Source organism: Aquirufa antheringensis, from assembly GCF_004307425.1.
In the GTDB taxonomy this organism is placed as follows: Bacteria; Bacteroidota; Bacteroidia; order Cytophagales; family Spirosomataceae; genus Aquirufa; species Aquirufa antheringensis.
On the sequence record NZ_SEWZ01000001.1, the window covers coordinates 395986 to 414015 of the forward strand.

The following is an 18030-nucleotide window of genomic DNA, read 5'->3' on the forward strand; positions in this document are numbered from 1 at the left end:
AGAGAAAAGCTTCAAAGAAATTTGAGGCTTTTTTTGTGCCCGATTTTAATGGTTTGCAGGGATGTTCAATTGTTTTTATGGTATCCCTCTACAATAAATGTTTCATTAGGTTTAACATTTCCTTTCAACGCACCTCGTCGAAGTTTTATAACTATAGCACAAGTTGCTCTTGCATAGGTATAGGGTATTGCCTCTTCGAAAATTAGAATTTTTTCCACAATGGATGGGTTGATCTCAAGTTCAATATTGTCAATTTCGTCTTGACGTAGTTCTTGGTTCTCAATATAGACTTTTAATCCAGGGCCAAATCTATTTTTACGTGGTTGGATAAGTGTATTCAACACGGTGGACATGGAAGGCTGATTTTTAATTCTATTTTCACCTACCATAACACTAGGAGAAATACCATTGATTTCATTTGGATCAGATTTTTTAGTCCGAATTACGACTTCTTCCAAAACGGTATTTTCTTTCTCTTTTCTGATTCTTTCTAAAATAATACGGTTTTTACGATTTTCTAATTCAGCTAAAGATTCCGTTTTATCTAGTAGGCTCCAATTAACCGTTGATTTCGAAGTTGAAATGGGAGGAGTAGCTGTTAGTGTGTCTAAAATAACTTTATTCTCAGGGGCAATAAAAGTGGCTCTCATTTTACCGTAAAAATCAATGTTTTGAAAAACAAATTGCTTCTTGGCGACTGTAAAAAATGGCGTTATTTTTTGTTCCGTTGTATCATTTTGAATATTCGATAAAACCATTGAAAGCTTATACTCTTTTTTATTTTCCTTTCCATCTAATCCAACTATTTGTCCCTTTAAATTAAGCCCCTTTTCTGCTGAATATTTGAGTATAGGGTCAACATTGAAAAAGTGTGAAAGAGGTTTAGTTAATACTATTTTGTCCTTATTTAAATCATCTTTGGTGATTTCATTTGGATTGATATCAACTATACGTTCACTTAGTTGGTTTCCATTTTTATCGATCAAAAAACAGTTAATTTCTCCGAACAAAATGTTTTTAGGGATATTGATGAGTAATGTTGGGTTATTGTTTTGAAACCTTTTCCAATAAACTACGTGATTTTCTCTAGTTAATAATAGCGTAATTGTATCATTCGATATTTCATTTGTCTGGATAAATACACTTAGTTGTTTTTTACTACTTAAATGATCAATTGTTAAAATAGTGCCCTTAGGCCGAGATGAGGGGAGAGTAAAGTACTTTTTTCCTACTTTAATTCGATAAACCTCATCACCTTTGGGTAATAAGTCAAATACAGTTACACCTTCATTATCTGTATGAGCATTAGTCAAAGTGTCATTATTACTATTCAATAATGAAAAAGGAACACTAATCTTTTCTCCCAAAGTATTCAGCGTTTCTATGGCCACTTTAGACTTCAAGCTATCCACTAAAAATCCCCCTTCAATATGAACAATTAGCGTATCGAAAACTGATATTGAGGGAACTGATGGTATCTCTCTTTTGAAATTTTGAGAAAAAACAGTGAAATCTTGCTTGAAGAATCCTTTATCCGAAAAATTGCGCATCCAATTGGTGTATGCTCGAATCTGATACTTACCAGATGGTAATTCAAGGGAAGTTGGAATGGATAAATCCGCTTTCCCGTCTTCTAACTTTAACGTAAATCGGTTCAATATCTTTTTCCACTTTAAGTCGATAAACTCAACATACAACGGGATACTTAATTGAGATGGTACACTTTCCTTTGTAATTTGACTTAGCCTACTTTCAGTAACAAATGTCTTCAGTCGAATTGTTTCCCCTGCTAAATAATAGGGCTGAATACCTTTAATGTCAATTTTCTCTCTGGGGATTTCAATTAAAGCCTGTATTTGTTGAGGTAATCGGGGTAAATTTTGAGGAAAGGTAATTTTATTATCTTCAAACAATTCAAAATCTAAAGGCAGTAAATTGGCCAAACGTTTTTCACCCATTTTCCCATTAATTTCAATGGAGTAGGGGTCTAACAAATTCCCTTCGGAACTAATTACTATTTCTGATAAAGGCTTTATTTCTGAAAATTGTGCGGATAATTGTTCATTTTCATATACAATCACCATGGGTTTATGAATGGTCAAACTATATAAATTAGGTATCGAAGTGGGCTGAATTATTTCTTGTGGGTTACAATCGAAATACAAAGGGGAATTTGGAGATTTAGTGGATTCAGTATTTAAAAAATACGCCTTAAAACCTTCTTCTTTTAATCGATTATTTAATAATGATTTTAAAAAGTGCCTAATTGAGCCTTGGTAAGCTATAATTCTATTTTTCTCCCATTGTGCTTTTTGTTTGCTGTTTTGTGGTTCAATTAATTCATATCTACTCAGACCTTTGTATGATATTCTATTTGATTTTTTTTCAAACCCATCCAGAACGTACGTTTGTTTATAACCTAATTTTAAATTTTCAATAATAATTGGCTGGTTCGCTTGAGCTGAAAACTCCCTCGTTTCTCGATTGTAGTCAATGTCGATAACCTCTTTATTCAAGATCTTAACTTCTTTTTTATTAAAGTCATTACCTAAAAACTCACTTTCAAATTGTTTGATTTGTTTTTCCCAAACCTTATCACGACTTCCTGTAACTTTTACTTCATTTAAGACTTTACTATCTTCTTCTAAGGAAATTTGTATTTCGAGGCTTTTATCTAAAATTTCAATATTTTGGATAGCTGATTTATACCCAATCATTGAAGCAACCAAACGATAACTACCCAGTGGTATATTTTTTATAATGAAAGTGCCATCTTGGTTGGTTTGAGTTCCAATAGTTGTGCCTTCAATGAATACATTAACGAAAGGAAATGCGCTATGATTTTTATTATCTAAAACTTGACCCTTTAGGGAGAATTTTTGTTGTCCAAAACTGACAAAAGACAGTATTACAAAAACGAATAAGTGTAAATATTTAGCCATGGTTTTCATAACTTTATTTACCAAGGTTAAACTTTTTGAAAATTAAATCCAAATAATAGCACTTGAAGAAATTGATTATAATGTTGACTGTCTGAAAAAGTGGTACTTAGATGCGGTAGTTCTGAATTGGTTGAACCTGATAAATTTATTAAATTGGTCGAATGAGAGGTATCGTATTTTTATATATTTTTTTCATACCAATACTTTTGGTAGGTCAAAGTAAATCGGCCAAAGAGTTTGGATTTCGACATATTGTTTTCGGTTACAAAGGAGATACGGTTGATATACTTATAAAATCGAAAAAAGGTGAGGAAGGTCTTCCGAAACCACTATTCTTCTTTATTCAAGGGTCACTGCCACATCCTTTAATAATCACTGAAAATGGCGGTAATTACGGAGTGTTCCCATTTGATACTGATAGTCTCGAACAAAGGTATCATCTCGTTATCGTGGGAAAACCTTTTACGCCAATGATTGTAGATAAAATGAAGTTGAAAAACTTTCAATTCGTAGATAGTACTACTAATAGGTTTTCAAAGGAATACATTAAACGAAACTATTTGGGTTATTATGTTGATAGGGATATAAAGGTTCTTGAATTCCTCTTGAAACAGAAGTGGGTTAAGAAAAACAAGTTGGTTGTATCAACACATTCAGAAGGATCTACGATAGGTGCCAAACTTTCTGTACTATATCCCAAGGTTACACATTTGATTTATTCTGGCGGAAATCCATTTGGAAGATATATAAATATAATCCTTCAAAATCGATTTGAGGAACTTTCTGATACTACTATAAATACAGAAGACGCCTACAATCAATGGAAAAACATAGTTAGAGAACCGCAACAAATTGATAATTCTGGCGGTGACACCCATAAAGGAACATTTGGATTTTCCATTCCACCGATAAATTATTTGAGAAAACTGAAAATCCCCGTCTTGGTAAGTTATGGTACCATGGATTATTGTAGTCCATTCAATGATTATATGAGATTAGAATTTATCCAAAAAGGAAAGAGAAATTTCACATTCAAACCTTACATCGGATTAGAACATAATTATTTCCCCAAGGATAAAATGGGTGTAGTAAATCATAATGAATTTTACTGGAACAAGGTGTCAAGTGATTGGTTAAAATGGTTGGATTAGTAATTTGTCTTTGATTTAGGAAGGTGCAAATATCTAACTCAAAATGTCGGGATTATATAAATTATATTCTGTTTAGGATTAATTAAGAAGGTTTTGTGCTAAATCTGGATCAGAACCTATTAAATTCAAACAATTAGCGTGTCTATCTAATTTTTATACTTTTATATTTTTACCATTTTGTTCTGCATTATTTCATTCAGATTTGTTTCATTCCACCCACTAAGCGAAAGGAATCAAAAATGGGGGTATTCATCACAATCAAAAGACTATTTTTTAATTAATATAAAACTCTCAACATTAAATTCTGCAAATAAATTAAGGGTGTAGCCTTAAAAATATTTTTATATTTCAGGTAATAACCTTAAATTTGTATCAAATGTTTCAGGTAATAGCCTTATGAAAAACAATAAACAGTATTTGCTTTTACAGCAAACGGATAAGAAATTACTAGCTTTTAAGGATTTGAAAGCAATAGTAGTGCCGACAAAAGGGTGGATCAATACCTTTCGTACAGCATTAAAAATGTCATTGCGCCAATTGGGTAATCGTTTGAATATTGCACCACAAAGTACAAAGGAAATTGAGGAACGTGAAGCCAATGGAACAATAACGCTCAATAACTTGCGTGATGTAGCTAATGCTTTGGATATGCAATTAGTGTATGGTTTTGTTTCCAAACACGAGTCATTAGAACAAATGATAGAAAAGCATGCTAAAGTAGTAGCAACTGAGATAGTGATGCGTACTAACAATACGATGACGTTAGAAGACCAACAAAATTCAAAAGAACGTATTGAGAAAGCAATTGAACAAAAAACTATTGAGATTAAAAGTGAAATGCCAAAATACCTATGGGATTAATGATTGAATATATTGACGGTCAAACACCTTTAAATGAAGAGGAAAAAGAAGGATTGCGTATTCCTTCTATAACCACTCGGGAGGAACTAGACGAATTTGAGCAACTTAATATTGAGAAAGCGATTCAATGGACTTTTGGCAAAAAACTAAAGGCAGAACAAGTGTATTCGGAAAAATTCATTAAAGAACTTCATAAGCGTATGTATGGCGAAGTATGGAAATGGGCGGGGAATTATAGAACCTCTGAAAAGAATATAGGCATTAAGAGTTATCTTATAGCCATTGAACTCAAACAGTTATTAGATGATGCTATATTTTGGCATGAAAATAATACATATGATCCAGAAGAAATGGCTATTAAATTTAAGCACCGTTTAGTGAGTATTCATTGTTTTGCAAATGGAAACGGAAGACATTCACGTTTAATGGCGGATTTAATCATAGAAAAAATATACGATAACAAATTCTTTTCTTGGGGCAGTGCTAATTTAGTTAAAGCCACAGAGGCGAGAAATAATTACATACAAGCAGTTAGAAAGGCGGATAACAACGATATTCAACCTTTAATTGCTTTTGCAAAATCTTAGCCATTTCGCCTAAGTGTTTGATTATTAGATTTGTTTCATTCCCACCGTCCGGACCGCCAACTAAGAGAAAAGCTTCAAAGAAATTTGAGGCTTTTTTGTTTTCAGCCCGGTGCTATATTACTAATAGCCCCATCTCCCTTAACTCTTCTGCGATTTCTCCCTGCCAGAAGTTTTCGAAATCACCTAAGCCTGCCTTTGAAAATGCCGCTTGGAATTCAGCAAAGATTCCTGTTTTTTCAGCGCCCAAGGATAAGTTGGGCAATTCATCCATAAGCCAGGCACCCAGTTTTCCAGAAACCTCTAATTCAACTTCTTCTTTCCCTAAACTGAATAATAGGTATTTTTTAGTCTTCGTAGGAACTGGTCCGAGCCAACAAATTTTTGAGGTGGGTTTAGGCATCGATTCTGCCGAAGGTGCTAGAATGCGCTTAATATAGTTTTTAGGAATTTGCGTGCGGGGAATTTTGAATTCAAACCATTCCTGCAACGGCATATCTAATCCAATTCCATGCATATAATTGAACAAGGATTTCTTTAGGCCTTCACTAAACAAGGCATGGTCAGTTCCCGTTGGATCCGCATGCTCTAAATCGTTATTCGCGAAGGTACCTGGTTCAGGATTCAGAATTTGAATTTGGTAAGCAGCTGGATTTAGACCTACTGGACTGTGAGCCGTAAGTGCAAATTGATGCCAAAATCCCGAATGCATCACCCCATTCTCCACTAGCTGTCTTACTACTTCCAGTGAATCTACGGTCTCTTGTGCGGTTTGGGTAGGAAATCCATACATCAAATAGGCGTGTACTAAAATGCCGGCTTGTGTAAAATGATCCGCTACTTGCGCCACTTGGGCTACCGTTACGCCTTTATCAATTAGTTCCAGCAATCGATCCGAGGCCACTTCCAAACCACCAGAAACAGCGATACAGCCCGATCGAACGAGTAATTGGCATAAATCTTTGGTAAAACTCTTCTCAAAACGGATATTCGTCCACCAAACAACGGTCAAATCTCTACGAATAATTTCGAGCGCCACATCGCGCATCAAGGCAGGCGGCGCGGCTTCATCCACAAAATGAAAACCATTATTTCCCGTTTGCTGAATCATTGCCTCAATGCGATCGACCAGCATAGGGGCAGTCGTAGCCTCGTAATCTTTAATATAAGATAAAGAAATGTCGCAAAACGTACATTTGCCCCAATAACAACCGTGCGCAAGAGTCATTTTATTCCATCTTCCATCGCTCCACAAACGATGCATCGGATTCGCAATCTCAATGACGGATAAATAGGAATCCAAGGCTAAATCCGAATAATCCGGAACACCCACATCCTTTTGCTTCACATCGGAATCCTTCGACCCATTCAGGTAGGTAACGGTTCCATCGATGCAACAAAACGTGCGTTTCAGATCTTTCAATTCGCGTGTACCTTTTAAATGCTTCAAAAGATTCATCAAAGGCGTTTCCCCGTCATCCAGCGTGATAAAGTCCACAAATTCAAACACGCGCGGCTCTTGTAAAGAGCGTAATTCCGTATTCGCATAACCTCCACCAAAGGCTACTTTGATGGCAGGATGGTGTTTTTTAATCCACTGTCCACAACGCAAAGCACTATATAAATTACCTGGGAATGGCGCGGTAATGGCGACTAGATCGGGATTTTCGGCCTCGATTTTGGCCTTTAATATATCTATTAGTAATTCATCGATGTAGGTCAGTGGGGCATTCAATGCTTGGTTTAACTCTTGAAAACTCGAGGCAGACCTGCCCAGGCGTTCTGCGTAGCGACTAAACCCAAAATGCGGATCGACCGCATCAATAATTAAATCAGAAATATCTTCTAAGTAGAGCGTCGCTAAATGCCGCGCTTTATCCCGCACCCCCATACTCCCAAAGGCCCATTCTAGATCTGATACTTGCTGAAAACGAGACGCTTCCGGCAAGTAGTTTTGCTCCGCAATGACATGCGCAAGGGTGGGGTTTTTATCGTGTAAAAAGGAAATAACTGGGTCAATCGTGCGAATGTAGGACTGTTTCAGTCGAAGCATACGCTGCCCATTTTCATTCCCTTTTTTGCCTGAATTTTCAATGTGCGCAAATAAGTTCTGTAGTCCGTTAGCGGAAAAAAGCTGGAGAATGACTTCCAGCCCTAAGTCAGCCTGATAAGAGGCCAAACCTTTGGTATTCAAAAAACCTTTCAAATAAGCCGTCGCAGGGTAGGGCGTATTCAACTGGGTAAAAGGAGGGGTAATGAAAAATACCTTGGGGTCTTTTGTGCTCATCTGCCTCAAAAGTACTTCAAATGCACTAAAAAGAAAAGGCTATCTATTGATAGCCTGCTTTCTTCTTTTCTCTTTTTTCTTCTTTTTTCTCCTTCGGAGTTTTCACGGCTTCTTTCTTTGCCGCCTTTTGGGAATTCATGCCTTTGGCCATCTTTTTGGGGTTTAGGCTGGCAAGGTCGGGAATTTATTTGAAATGTGGAATACCTAACCACTCTTTTATCACCTGAGCCGTTAACTCAAAGTCCTTATCCAGCATCAAATCATGCGAGCCTCCCTCGATGATTTCTAGCTTTGCGTTGTAGTGTTTTGAGGTTTGTTCAAATTCCTTTACTGTAATCAATCCATCAGCTGAACCTCCCACCACTAGTATGGGAACGGAGCTTTGATGAAAGACCGGAATAAATAAGCCCAAATAAGCAAGGAACGATTCCGCGCACATAAAAGAGGCGAAATGAGAAGTTCCATTGAACATTAATTGCGGATACTTTTTGAATCCGCCAAGCAAATTCAATTGAAGTAAATAGGGAATCAATCCTGGGTAGCGAAAGAGCGCTCGCAAGCTCGCGCGCAAAACGCCAGAAGGAGGAACCGAAGACATCAAAATAGCCTTTTTACACCTCCCCGTTTTAAGAAAGCGTTGTAGAATCATACCGCCCATGGAATGACCGATGATGATGGGAGGCTGCTCTAGTTTTGCAACGACTTGGTATAGGGACTGAACATAATCGCCTAAAGTATATGAAATACGCCGAGAGCTGCCTGGCGTTTCGTGCCCAGGTAGATTCAGTGCGATGCATTCGTAACCTAGTTCTTGGAAATAGGGGACGAAATTCTCTTCCCAGCACCAGGCGCCGTGACTCATACCGTGAACAAAAACGATCGTTTCTTTCATGAAACCGGGGTTTTGCTCACATAGTTTTTAGGAAGATGCTTCTTGAGTTGTTTTATGAACAAATGGAAATCCACCGTGATTGTGTGTCGCGGGGTTTTGATTTGATTGAGGTGGGGATGTGTGACCTCTCTTTGGCATAATTCAGCGATGTTTTCTGGTCTTTTCCAAAGTCCCTTAATCGCTCTCGCCGCAATTTTACTCTGCAATTCAGAACCTGGCCAAATACAACCAAGTGGCTGGAACATGCCCACGAAATACAGATTTTCGTATTTCTCGTGCAGCATTTTTAAATACAAAGGCACATCGCCTTCACTGTAATTCAGGAAGTCTTTTCTAAAGAAGGGATGTTCTAAAATATAGCCCGTACAGGCAATGATCGTATCAAATTCCTCCACAGATCCATCTTTGAAATGGACAATTTTGCCCTCAAAATGATCGATATCGGGTTTAGGAAACACTTTGCCATGCCTCACTTTATACAATAATTCCTCATTGATCGTGGGATGGGTAGCCGTGATACTGTGCTCTGGCTCAGGTAGTCCATAATTTTTATTGGATCCGGAGAATATTTTGACGGATAATTCAGACAAGAAAAATTTCAAATTGGTAGGTAACCAGGCTAAGCGCGAAGCGACTACATCGCTCGGTTTCCCAAACAAAAATTTGGGCACAATCCGGTACCCTCTTCTCCAGCTGATACTTGTCTTTTTGCTGACGCGACTCGTTTCTACGGCCACGTCGCAAGCTGAATTTCCCCCACCAATCACTAAAATACGTTGATCGCGAAAAGGTTCTGCTTTTTTGAATTCGTGTGAATGCATGAATTTGCCACTGAATTCCCCAGGATATTGAGGCATTCTTGGTAGCCAATGGTGACCGTTGCAAACAACAAGGTGGGTAAATGTTTCTGTTTTTTCGGCGCCATTATGCTCCGTTTTTACCACCCAATTCTTCGCTTCGTCTAGTTCACAAGATTTCACTAACGTATTGAATTCAATGTGTGGATACAGATTGAAATGGGCGGCATAGCCTTGAAAATAACGTCTCAGTTGATCGTGAGAAGGATAGTCAGGCATTCCTTTTTCAAAGTCATCGAACGTAAAGTCCTCGTACTGCGATAAGGTTTTCGAACTAATGATGTGCGTCGTCTCGAAAACACTGGAGTGTCCCGTTTTCTCATTGTAGACCCAATTACCGCCTACTTCCGTATTGAAATCATAACAGACAACCTCCAGGCCTTGATCTAACAGGTTTTTTAAGGCGGTGATTCCGGAAGGTCCGGCACCGATTACGCACACTTTTTGCATGGTTTAGAGAGTCTTTTTTCAAATATAGTAAAAAGACTATTTAATCTTCCTTTCGTATAAGTATCTAATACTTTTGCTGATCATGGCAGGTATCACAGAGGCATGACCTTCATCATCAAAAAGAACAAGTTTAATTTCCATATCAGGATAATGACTCTTGAATAAAGTCGCTATATTTTTCATGTTTTGTATTCCTTCCTCGTCCTCCAGTTGACCATAGGATAAAAATACTTTGACAGGTAGACTCTTGTGTTTAGATGCAAATTCCTTTTCTGCTAATAGGATATCATTTTTATTCCAATCGACAAAAGAAGGGCTATTGATAGCATAATGGTCAAAAAGTTCGGGCGAATGGAAAAGGACATTCGCGGTGAAGAGGCCCCCAAGTGAATGGCCAGAAAGTCCTCGATGTCCGTTTGTAGCGTACTTTTTTTCAATAAAAGGGATTATTTCATTTTTGATCACATTCAAAAATCGCTTCCCATCGCCTGATTTTAATCCAGGTGCAGGTATGCCCTCCATGATCGAAGTTGTGCTGTCATAGGTGGGGAATTTTGTGAATGTTAATTCTGACCATCGCTTCGTAAACCAATCCTTATTCGTTACGGCTGTGCCTTCTATGGTTACCAAAATAAGATCGTCAATCTCTTCGAAAAATTTCAATGTTTTGTGCGTTCCATGTGCAATTTCAGAGGCATAGTAACCGTCTAGCATGTAAAGCACTGGGTATTTTTTCTTTACATTGTACTCTTTTGGTAAAGAAACTCCCAATCGATAGGTTGTTTTATTAATCGTCGAATAGAGTTTGTAGGAAACGGCGTGGTAATTAATGAGTGGTTTTTGAGCGAAGGCTATTGAACTGATGATGCAACATACTAGGGTGAAAAAACGCATGATTTTTTGTTTAAAATTCGGATTATAAATCGAATAACACAAGTTCGTCTGAGACTCCTACTGGTTTTCTACTTACTGTAGTGGCCGCAAGTTTAAAGTCTTATACTTACATATGAAACAAAAGCATCAAAGACTACTCGAAACTAGAGTTGATTTTTTACTTTCCACAAGCACTCCCGTTATTATTTTTTCAACCGTAGGAATACCTGAGCTATTTTCTGATACCACAATTAATTCATACGTTCCTGCAGCTAAAAAGGAGAATTGGAAGTTTCCTGTTAAATCTACCTTAGTACTTGTGGTGGCCCCAGGGAATCGTACATTTTCTCCTGAGGGTTCGTTACTCTCGCTAGTTGTGTATTTATCTTTTTCATACACATAGACTACATACTTGCTTGTATTAAGTAAATTTGAAATAGTCCCTTTTATCTCTCCGGCTTGATTATTTACAATAATTTTAATGGTAGGATTCAAGATGTAGGTACTTCCTGAGCCAGTCAAAATAATTGATTTTCTAAGATCAAAATCTGAGGTAACAGAGACTGTTCCATTAATAGGTACGGTAAAATTGCCTATCGCTTTATAGCCTGATTGGGAGCCACTTGGAACATATAATGGTTTCTTTTCACCAGTGGTTAATTCGACATAACATCCTGGATTTGTTGGGGTATTTGCTCCTCTAGTGGGAGCATCTAATTTAAAGCGAAGTCCTGTGTAGATTCCAGAGCTTAAACTATATTCGCCTAATAAAGAAGACTTTCCATTTTGCAAATCAAGTAAATTAACAATTTGTGGAGTAGTAAATTCGGAAGCAGTTGTCCAGTTGCCGGCGCTGTTTTGGTATTCTAATCCTGTAAAGGTGACATAAACTGCTTTCACATTACTAGCATCAATGGGGGAGTCGGTAACACTTAAAGCTAATTTTCCTGTGCCAGAGGATGTATCCTCTTTTTGGCAAGAAAAAACCAGAGCAGCAATAAAAAGGTACAAGGTGATAGTTGTTATACGTTTCATGGCGTTGATTATTTGGTTTTTTACAAAACGAAAATGATTTTAAAAAAGTGCCATGCTAAGGTAAAATTTTTGAAATCGCTCCAAGTTAGGTCTTCCACTCTCTTAAAAAATAAATGTTCCCAAATCCGCAAAAGGGAACAAATGCATCCGCTGCAAAATTGTCCAAATGAGTCCAAATAGACTCAACAGGTCTTCTGTTGGAATGGCAGATTTGGCCTGAATGAATTAAATCGTATATTGAGTGGTAATTGTTCTAAATCTATGCCAGCATCGGTACCCATCAGTTTTCATGAAAAGAAGTGGTTAGTTAAAATCATCCAAGATGTGTATGGTATTCAGGTGATCGATGCCTATTCCTGCCAAAAACTAAGCGAAGAACTAGAGCGAAAAGCTAAAATCTCTATTTCGTATAATACGTTGAGGAGGCTTTTTGGCATTATTAAGGGACCCACGAATGCCTCGCGATTTACGCTAGATAGCCTTTGTAAAGGAATGGGCTATGCTGATTTCACCTCTTTTCAGCAAGCAGTAAGTCAATTCGAAAAAGATTTTTTCAACGAAATGCTCATTTTGAATCGCTTGGGAAATCGAAAAGATGATCAAATTATCTTAGGGATAGTTCAGCAATTTCAAATGAAGACTTGGGATGAGGTATACCAGTTTAAATCGATTATTGACCTTTGTTTAGAAGTCAAAAATTTCGATTTATTGACCCAAATCTTCGAAATCCCATTTGACACGAAGAGTGAGGATGTGACTTGGCGACTCTACGTGTCCTTCCAATCGATATATGTGCAAAGTTGTCAAAATAACGAGGCAGTCATCAACTATGTTGCTGAATTATTGAAGACGAATGAACTGGCTCAGCGAATTCTATTGCAGTTATTTGTGGAAGAGGATGGCTTACAAGGCTACTATGGTAAATGGCTTCTAGCGACTTCAGAGGATTTAGTGGAAGATATGCCGGTCTTTAAAAATCTGATGTTATGCCAGCTAGCCTTCGAGTTAAGGGATATCCCGGGTGCCCAGCATCACTTAGCGTTGAGTAAACAATTTTTTCAGGAAGGTATGCACCCTAATTTAAAAGGTCGAATTGCTGCCTGGGATTATATCTTGGAATCAAAATCGGAAACCGTTTTTCATTTCTATAAAGGATTGCAGGACTTCTCTTCTAAGCTTTCCCTTTTGGTCTTTTTCTATCGATTATTAGAAGTGTATCAGCAGGATATAAGCCAGTTTGATTTAATAGAGGACTTTGTCGTGGATGATTTGTTGATTAATTTTTCGTTTCCCGAGAAACACAATCTGAATAAATTGTATTTGTTAAAAGCCAGATACTTTATCCTGAAAGGCAATAAAGTGCAGGCTCGCGCAGCGATGAATCAAATCAACCTGCTCTATATTTACAGTTGTGATAAAGGCTGGGTAAATCAGCAGGTGGCCATTATAGAAGCGGCATGTTAGGTTTTTTGTATATACTATTAAGTTCTGCTTTTTATGGCTTTAGTAATGCCTATTGGAAAAAAGCGATTCAGGATGCCCCCTTTTTGCAAGTCATTTTTAGTAGAGGCTTGTATACCACTTCGTTTTTTGGTCTTTGTTATTTGGTGGATTATCAGTGGGGGATTTTCACCCCTTGGGTAGGTGAGCGACCGGTATTTACGACCTCGCAACTGGTGATGAGTATTGGTTTGTGCATTTTTAGTTCGTTTGGCCTGTATTTTTTTGTTCGCTCCATGAAATCTGAGGCTGTCTCACTGGTAGCGCCTGTTTCTTCGATTAATCTCTTTGGCTTGCTGACCGCGGTCTTATTTTTAGGGGAGTCTTGGGGATTTAGCTATTCGATGGCAAGCCTCTTTGTCTTGGCAGGTCTATTTTTACTCTTCCAAAGTGATTGGCATTTTAGCTCGATAAGCTCTTTTATGAAGGCTTTAGGAGGCAGTATTTTAGCTTCGTTTTTCTGGGGCGTATCCTATGCTTTATTTAAGTATCCTGTGGCTTGGCTCGGCGTAATCCCGTTTTCCTTTTTATTAGAATTGTGCGTGACCCTCTGTGTAGGAGTTTTTCTTCTTTTCCAAAAGCAAAAATGGCAGCAAATCCCTCAAACACCCATCCGAATGCTCGCCCTCTTCATTATTTTAGGATCGATTTTTCTGAACATTGCCTACAAGACCGCAACGATTACACAAATCATCTTTGTCAGTAAATCACAACTCGTTTTAACCTTGATTTTTGGCCAAATCCTCTACCGCGAAAAAGTGAAGGCTTTACAATTACTGGGAATTGCTTTACTTATTTTGTCGATTTACTTGGTCATCTAAAGCATCATCGCTACATAACTCTTCAATCCGAAAGCTTCTTTAGGCCGTAAATGCCGCAGCGAACAAAAACGATTCTTCGTGAGGGCGATGAAGGTGTCTGCTAGTACCAGATTTTCGATTGTCCGTACCTGAACCACGTCATTTACTGGGAAGGTATTCACTAATTTTTTCCAGCGAAATAATCGAAGTGAGTAGACTTCAATCATCCCATTACGGACGCTTACTTCACGCCCCTCTTTTCCCATTAATAAAACGTAAAAAGGACTTTTGCAGAGATAGTATTTTGTTTCCATAGCGTTTTAATTTCTATGGAATAAAGCTACGCTAACCGCAGGATACATCCTTTGGCCAAATAGGGCCAAATGTGTTCAAACGAGTACAGCCTATTCGAAACAATCCATGCCAATAGGCGCACCATCCGGAATCATCGGCGTCTGCATCGGTTTCCAATCCGCTGGATTCGCTTTGAATTGATCGATTGTTTGAACAAGATAACTTGCGAAAGCGCCAGGCTTTTTGCTGTACATAAATCGAATTCCTTTAACAGACTCATTCACTTCTGCCGCCGCTAAAGGAGAAATGGATGGCGCATTTAACACATTCAATAAAGACGAAACTACTTTGAAATTGATGGTCTCTTGCGTGGCTTGCAAATAGGGATCCGTGTGCGCTGTGTACAGGGTCGCGTTTAACAAGGTGCTTAATGTCTCAGAAACCCCTAATTGCTGCGCATTCACCGCTTTATTACCTGCTAGACGAGATAAGCGATCTGGATGTAATAAGAAGTCCAAGGTGAAATCGGCTGCCGATTCTACGGCGCCCATCGGATCAAATGTGATGCCGGTCTTGCCTTTAAACGATTCGCGAGTTCGGTCGTTATTAAAAGCGCGTGGAGGGAAGAGGGCTAATTTATCCTTAGGAATCGCTAGTGTTCGCGCGTCCAAAGTCTGGGTCACTGCTTTTAAAGCTTGCGTTTGCAACGCAACAGAGGCTGGTTCCAGGACTAATTCCTTACCACCTCTCACCGCGTAAGTGTATTCAGAACCGCCTATGATTTTCGTGGTCGCTTCGGTTTGGTAACGATGTAAGAAATACAAGGGAACGAAGACGTCTTCCAGGTGAGAATAGGTTTCGTTCAGGCGAATGTTGTGAACGGAGAAGTTTGCGATCGCTTTTTTGCGTACGGCTAAAAGGTGTTCAAGTTCGTCTACAATCGTTTTTCCATTGTCCCAAAGGTGTGCATAGATATGCGCTCCACCCGGGTTGCGCGCGTCGGAGTCGGTGATGAAGCGAAGACCTTTGGCATAGGCTTTATCAATGACTTGATTTAATTCAGCTGTTGTTTTGTGATCGCCGTAAGCGTAATCAACTGATACTTTATCCCAATCCCCGATTTTTGTGTCGTAGGCGTGGCTGAAATCCATTTGATCTCCTTTGAAGTCAATCTGTGGATGGGGATAATCCATCACGCTCGAATTCTCCCGAGCACTTGCTGCATAATTGTGGGCAAAACCTAGTGTATGGCCTATTTCGTGTGCCGCCAGTTGTCTAATACGAGCCAAAGACATCGCCATCATTGGCCCATTCGCCGAACCATCAACTGCAAAAGGGGCGTTCATCAGCGCCTGTGCGATCAAGAAATCTTGGCGGATTCTAAGGCTCCCTAGACTCACATGGCCCTTCATAATTTCGCCCGTACGCGGATCTGTAATCGAAGCGCCGTAACTCCAGCCCCGCGTAGAACGGTGCACCCATTGGATGACGTGGTAGCGTACATCCATTGGATCTGCGTCCTCCGGCAATAATTTGACTTGGAAAGCATCTTTGTATCCGATCGACTCGAATGCCTGATTCCACCAGCGGCCACCCTCCATCAAGGCTGAGCGAACCGGTTCTGGGGTGCCATTGTCTAAATAATAGATGATCGGCTTAACTGCCTCGCTAACGGCAGCTTTAGGGTCTTTTTTCTCCAACCGGTGGCGCGTAATCCACTGCTTCAATACCACCTCATTGACTGGGGAAGAATAATCTTGGAAAGAAATCGCGTTTGCTCCTGAACGTGGATCAAACAAGCGTGGCTCGTATTTATTGTCCGGTAATTCGATGAATGAATGGTGTTCTACCACCGTCACGTAATCTGCATTAGGCACTACGGAGCGAACTTCAGCCCCTGTTCCATTGCCTGCAAAAGTCAGGCGCGCCTCGAATTCCGTGTTTTTAGGGAATGATTTCGTGCGGTCTAAGGCCAAAGAGCTTTTGGACTTATCTAAACTATAGCTTCCTTGTTTAGCCTGCGTTAAGCGCTTTAATACGCCATGCGCGTCTTGCATCAGAAAATCGGTGATGTCGATAATGTAAACACCATCAGAAGAGCTCTCAATTTTGAATCCAAATAGGACCGATTTCGCGAAAGCTTGTTGAACTGATAATTTCTCCAAAGCATTGCTCGTATTCGCCCGGTATTGGGTATTCGGTTGAACTAAGAAGATTTTGTTTCCTTGTTTTTCAAAGAAGACCACTTGCTCGTTTCCTAGTTGTCCGCGGTCTAATCCGAGGTCATTGTTTCCCACGCCTTGCGCTAGGGAATAGGTATATAAAAACTCCTCATTCAGCTTTTTGACTTCTAAAAAGATCTTGTCATTCGACTCATCGTAGTAGAAGTTGAAATAACCCGTGTGGGCTTTCATGGATTTTACTTTCTCAGCGATTTGCGCGGTGGTGCTAAAGCTGATTAAGGCGAAAAGAAGGAGCAGTTTTTTCATGCCCTAATGTAAGAATTATTTTGCTGTTTTTACCAGCGATCTAATCCGAGAATCTTTTTACCTAATGCATTCAGGCTAGCCGTTTCGTATTTCGTTTGTTCCCATTTGCGCGGATCGCCTGGGAAAGCATAGCCTTCAGGAGCGATGCGGTCTCGCCACGAGTTTACGCGCCATTCGCGCAAGGAATCGTTATCTTCCTCCGCTGGCATCATCGAGATGTATTGGGCACAACGTACTTTGTCGCTATTATTCGCTCGGATTCCGTGAGGTTGCAAGCTATTGAAAATCAACAGGTCTCCTGCTTCTAATTTGACTTTAGTAGGGGTAAAGCCGGTCGTATCTGGAAGGAAGCGATTGCGATCCTCCGGTTGTGTTAATTTCCAGGTATCATAATTGCGAAAAAGTTCAGGGATGCACTGAAAACCTCCCATATTCTCATCTAATTGATCCGCTAAGGCCAAAACTCCTTGCACATTCACAGGTCTCGTTTCTGGATCGTAATCCCAGTGAATAAAGGCTTTGTATTCGTGACCTGGACGAATAGGGAAATTCAAATTCGCGCGATCGATAGTCACCCACAATTTCTCCGTCCCCCAAATATCAGCAAAAGCATCATAAACCCGCTGTTCTGATCGATTATCCCACTGCAATTGGCTATTATAACATTCCACCATTCCCGTGTTCGCCAGCTCTTTCATCTTCATTTCAGCCCGTGGCGCCGTATACCAGGTGGAGGAATCATTCGGATCTTTCTCTTCAAACTCATACAAGAATGCCGCAGTCTTCAATGCTTGTTCTCTCGGAACCGCCTGCTTAATCACGACATAGCCATTATGTTTCCAAAACGCCCAATCCTCTTCGCTTAATACACGAAGTGGCTCGCCGTTCGAACGGTCGTTTAATTTTACCGCACTGCTCTTTGCGGTGGAGGGATTGCCGGGAATATCGTAGTGGCCGTTGTTAGGGATGTCAGTTTTCATAGGTGTTTATTTTGTATGCCAAAGGTATAGCGACC

Annotated in this window: 14 protein-coding genes; 5 read left to right on the forward strand and 9 right to left on the reverse strand. The window is 39.4% G+C overall.

Features of this window, described 5'->3' with window-relative positions; genetic code table 11:
* Positions 1 to 65 precede the first annotated feature (65 nt).
* Complete coding sequence (locus tag EWU21_RS01860; RefSeq protein ID WP_130895096.1) at positions 66 to 2951, reverse strand: carboxypeptidase-like regulatory domain-containing protein; 2886 nt, start codon at positions 2949 to 2951, stop codon at positions 66 to 68.
* Positions 2952 to 3103: 152 nt separating this feature from the next.
* Here EWU21_RS01860 and EWU21_RS01865 point away from each other — a divergent pair, with 152 nt between their 5' ends.
* The 3 genes from EWU21_RS01865 to EWU21_RS01875 all read left to right on the forward strand — a co-directional run bounded on the left by EWU21_RS01865 (position 3104) and on the right by EWU21_RS01875 (position 5541).
* Positions 3104 to 4093 carry an alpha/beta hydrolase family protein gene (locus EWU21_RS01865; protein ID WP_130895097.1) on the forward strand — a complete coding sequence of 330 codons (990 nt, stop codon included), beginning with the start codon at positions 3104 to 3106 and terminating at the stop codon, positions 4091 to 4093.
* A 396-nt stretch (positions 4094 to 4489) separates the two neighbouring features.
* On the forward strand, positions 4490 to 4954 hold the full coding sequence (locus EWU21_RS01870) for a mobile mystery protein A (RefSeq protein ID WP_130895098.1): 465 nt from the start codon (positions 4490 to 4492) through the stop codon (positions 4952 to 4954).
* A complete protein-coding gene (locus EWU21_RS01875; protein ID WP_130895099.1) occupies positions 4945 to 5541 on the forward strand; it encodes a mobile mystery protein B in 597 nt (198 codons plus the stop codon). The genes EWU21_RS01870 and EWU21_RS01875 overlap by 10 nt, the downstream gene beginning before the upstream one ends.
* Positions 5542 to 5653: 112 nt before the next feature.
* Here EWU21_RS01875 and EWU21_RS01880 read toward each other — a convergent pair whose 3' ends face one another.
* The 5 genes from EWU21_RS01880 to EWU21_RS01900 form a co-directional block, all read right to left on the reverse strand.
* Positions 5654 to 7825 carry a B12-binding domain-containing radical SAM protein gene (locus tag EWU21_RS01880; RefSeq protein ID WP_130895100.1) on the reverse strand — a complete coding sequence of 724 codons (2172 nt, stop codon included), beginning with the start codon at positions 7823 to 7825 and terminating at the stop codon, positions 5654 to 5656.
* Positions 7826 to 8009: 184 nt separating this feature from the next.
* Positions 8010 to 8717: an alpha/beta fold hydrolase gene (locus EWU21_RS01885; protein WP_130895101.1), complete on the reverse strand. Its 708-nt coding sequence runs from the start codon at positions 8715 to 8717 to the stop codon at positions 8010 to 8012.
* Entirely contained in the window at positions 8714 to 10024 is a 1311-nt protein-coding gene (locus tag EWU21_RS01890; protein ID WP_130895102.1) for a flavin-containing monooxygenase, read from the reverse strand. The genes EWU21_RS01885 and EWU21_RS01890 overlap by 4 nt, the downstream gene beginning before the upstream one ends.
* A 36-nt stretch (positions 10025 to 10060) precedes the next feature.
* On the reverse strand, positions 10061 to 10918 hold the full coding sequence (locus tag EWU21_RS01895) for an alpha/beta hydrolase (protein WP_130895103.1): 858 nt from the start codon (positions 10916 to 10918) through the stop codon (positions 10061 to 10063).
* Positions 10919 to 11044: 126 nt separating this feature from the next.
* The gene (locus EWU21_RS01900) at positions 11045 to 11932 is read right to left on the reverse strand and encodes a DUF4382 domain-containing protein (protein ID WP_130895104.1); all 888 of its coding nucleotides are present in this window, start codon (positions 11930 to 11932) and stop codon (positions 11045 to 11047) included.
* 261 nt (positions 11933 to 12193) lie between these two features.
* Here EWU21_RS01900 and EWU21_RS01905 point away from each other — a divergent pair, with 261 nt between their 5' ends.
* Positions 12194 to 13396: a hypothetical protein gene (locus EWU21_RS01905; RefSeq protein WP_130895105.1), complete on the forward strand. Its 1203-nt coding sequence runs from the start codon at positions 12194 to 12196 to the stop codon at positions 13394 to 13396.
* Positions 13390 to 14253 (forward strand): DMT family transporter, encoded by an 864-nt coding sequence (locus tag EWU21_RS01910; protein WP_130895106.1) that lies wholly within the window; start codon positions 13390 to 13392, stop codon positions 14251 to 14253. The genes EWU21_RS01905 and EWU21_RS01910 overlap by 7 nt, the downstream gene beginning before the upstream one ends.
* On the opposite strand, the gene EWU21_RS01915 is transcribed toward EWU21_RS01910, so the two are convergent.
* The 3 genes from EWU21_RS01915 to EWU21_RS01925 form a co-directional block, all read right to left on the reverse strand.
* Complete coding sequence (locus EWU21_RS01915) at positions 14250 to 14546, reverse strand: hypothetical protein (protein WP_130895107.1); 297 nt, start codon at positions 14544 to 14546, stop codon at positions 14250 to 14252. The two genes, EWU21_RS01910 and EWU21_RS01915, sit on opposite strands and share 4 nt — an antisense overlap.
* A 90-nt stretch (positions 14547 to 14636) precedes the next feature.
* Positions 14637 to 17015, reverse strand: coding sequence for a zinc-dependent metalloprotease (locus EWU21_RS01920; RefSeq protein WP_130895108.1), 2379 nt, complete (start codon positions 17013 to 17015; stop codon positions 14637 to 14639).
* Between the two features lie 29 nt (positions 17016 to 17044).
* On the reverse strand, positions 17045 to 17995 hold the full coding sequence (locus tag EWU21_RS01925; RefSeq protein ID WP_130895109.1) for a phytanoyl-CoA dioxygenase family protein: 951 nt from the start codon (positions 17993 to 17995) through the stop codon (positions 17045 to 17047).
* Positions 17996 to 18030 lie beyond the last annotated feature (35 nt).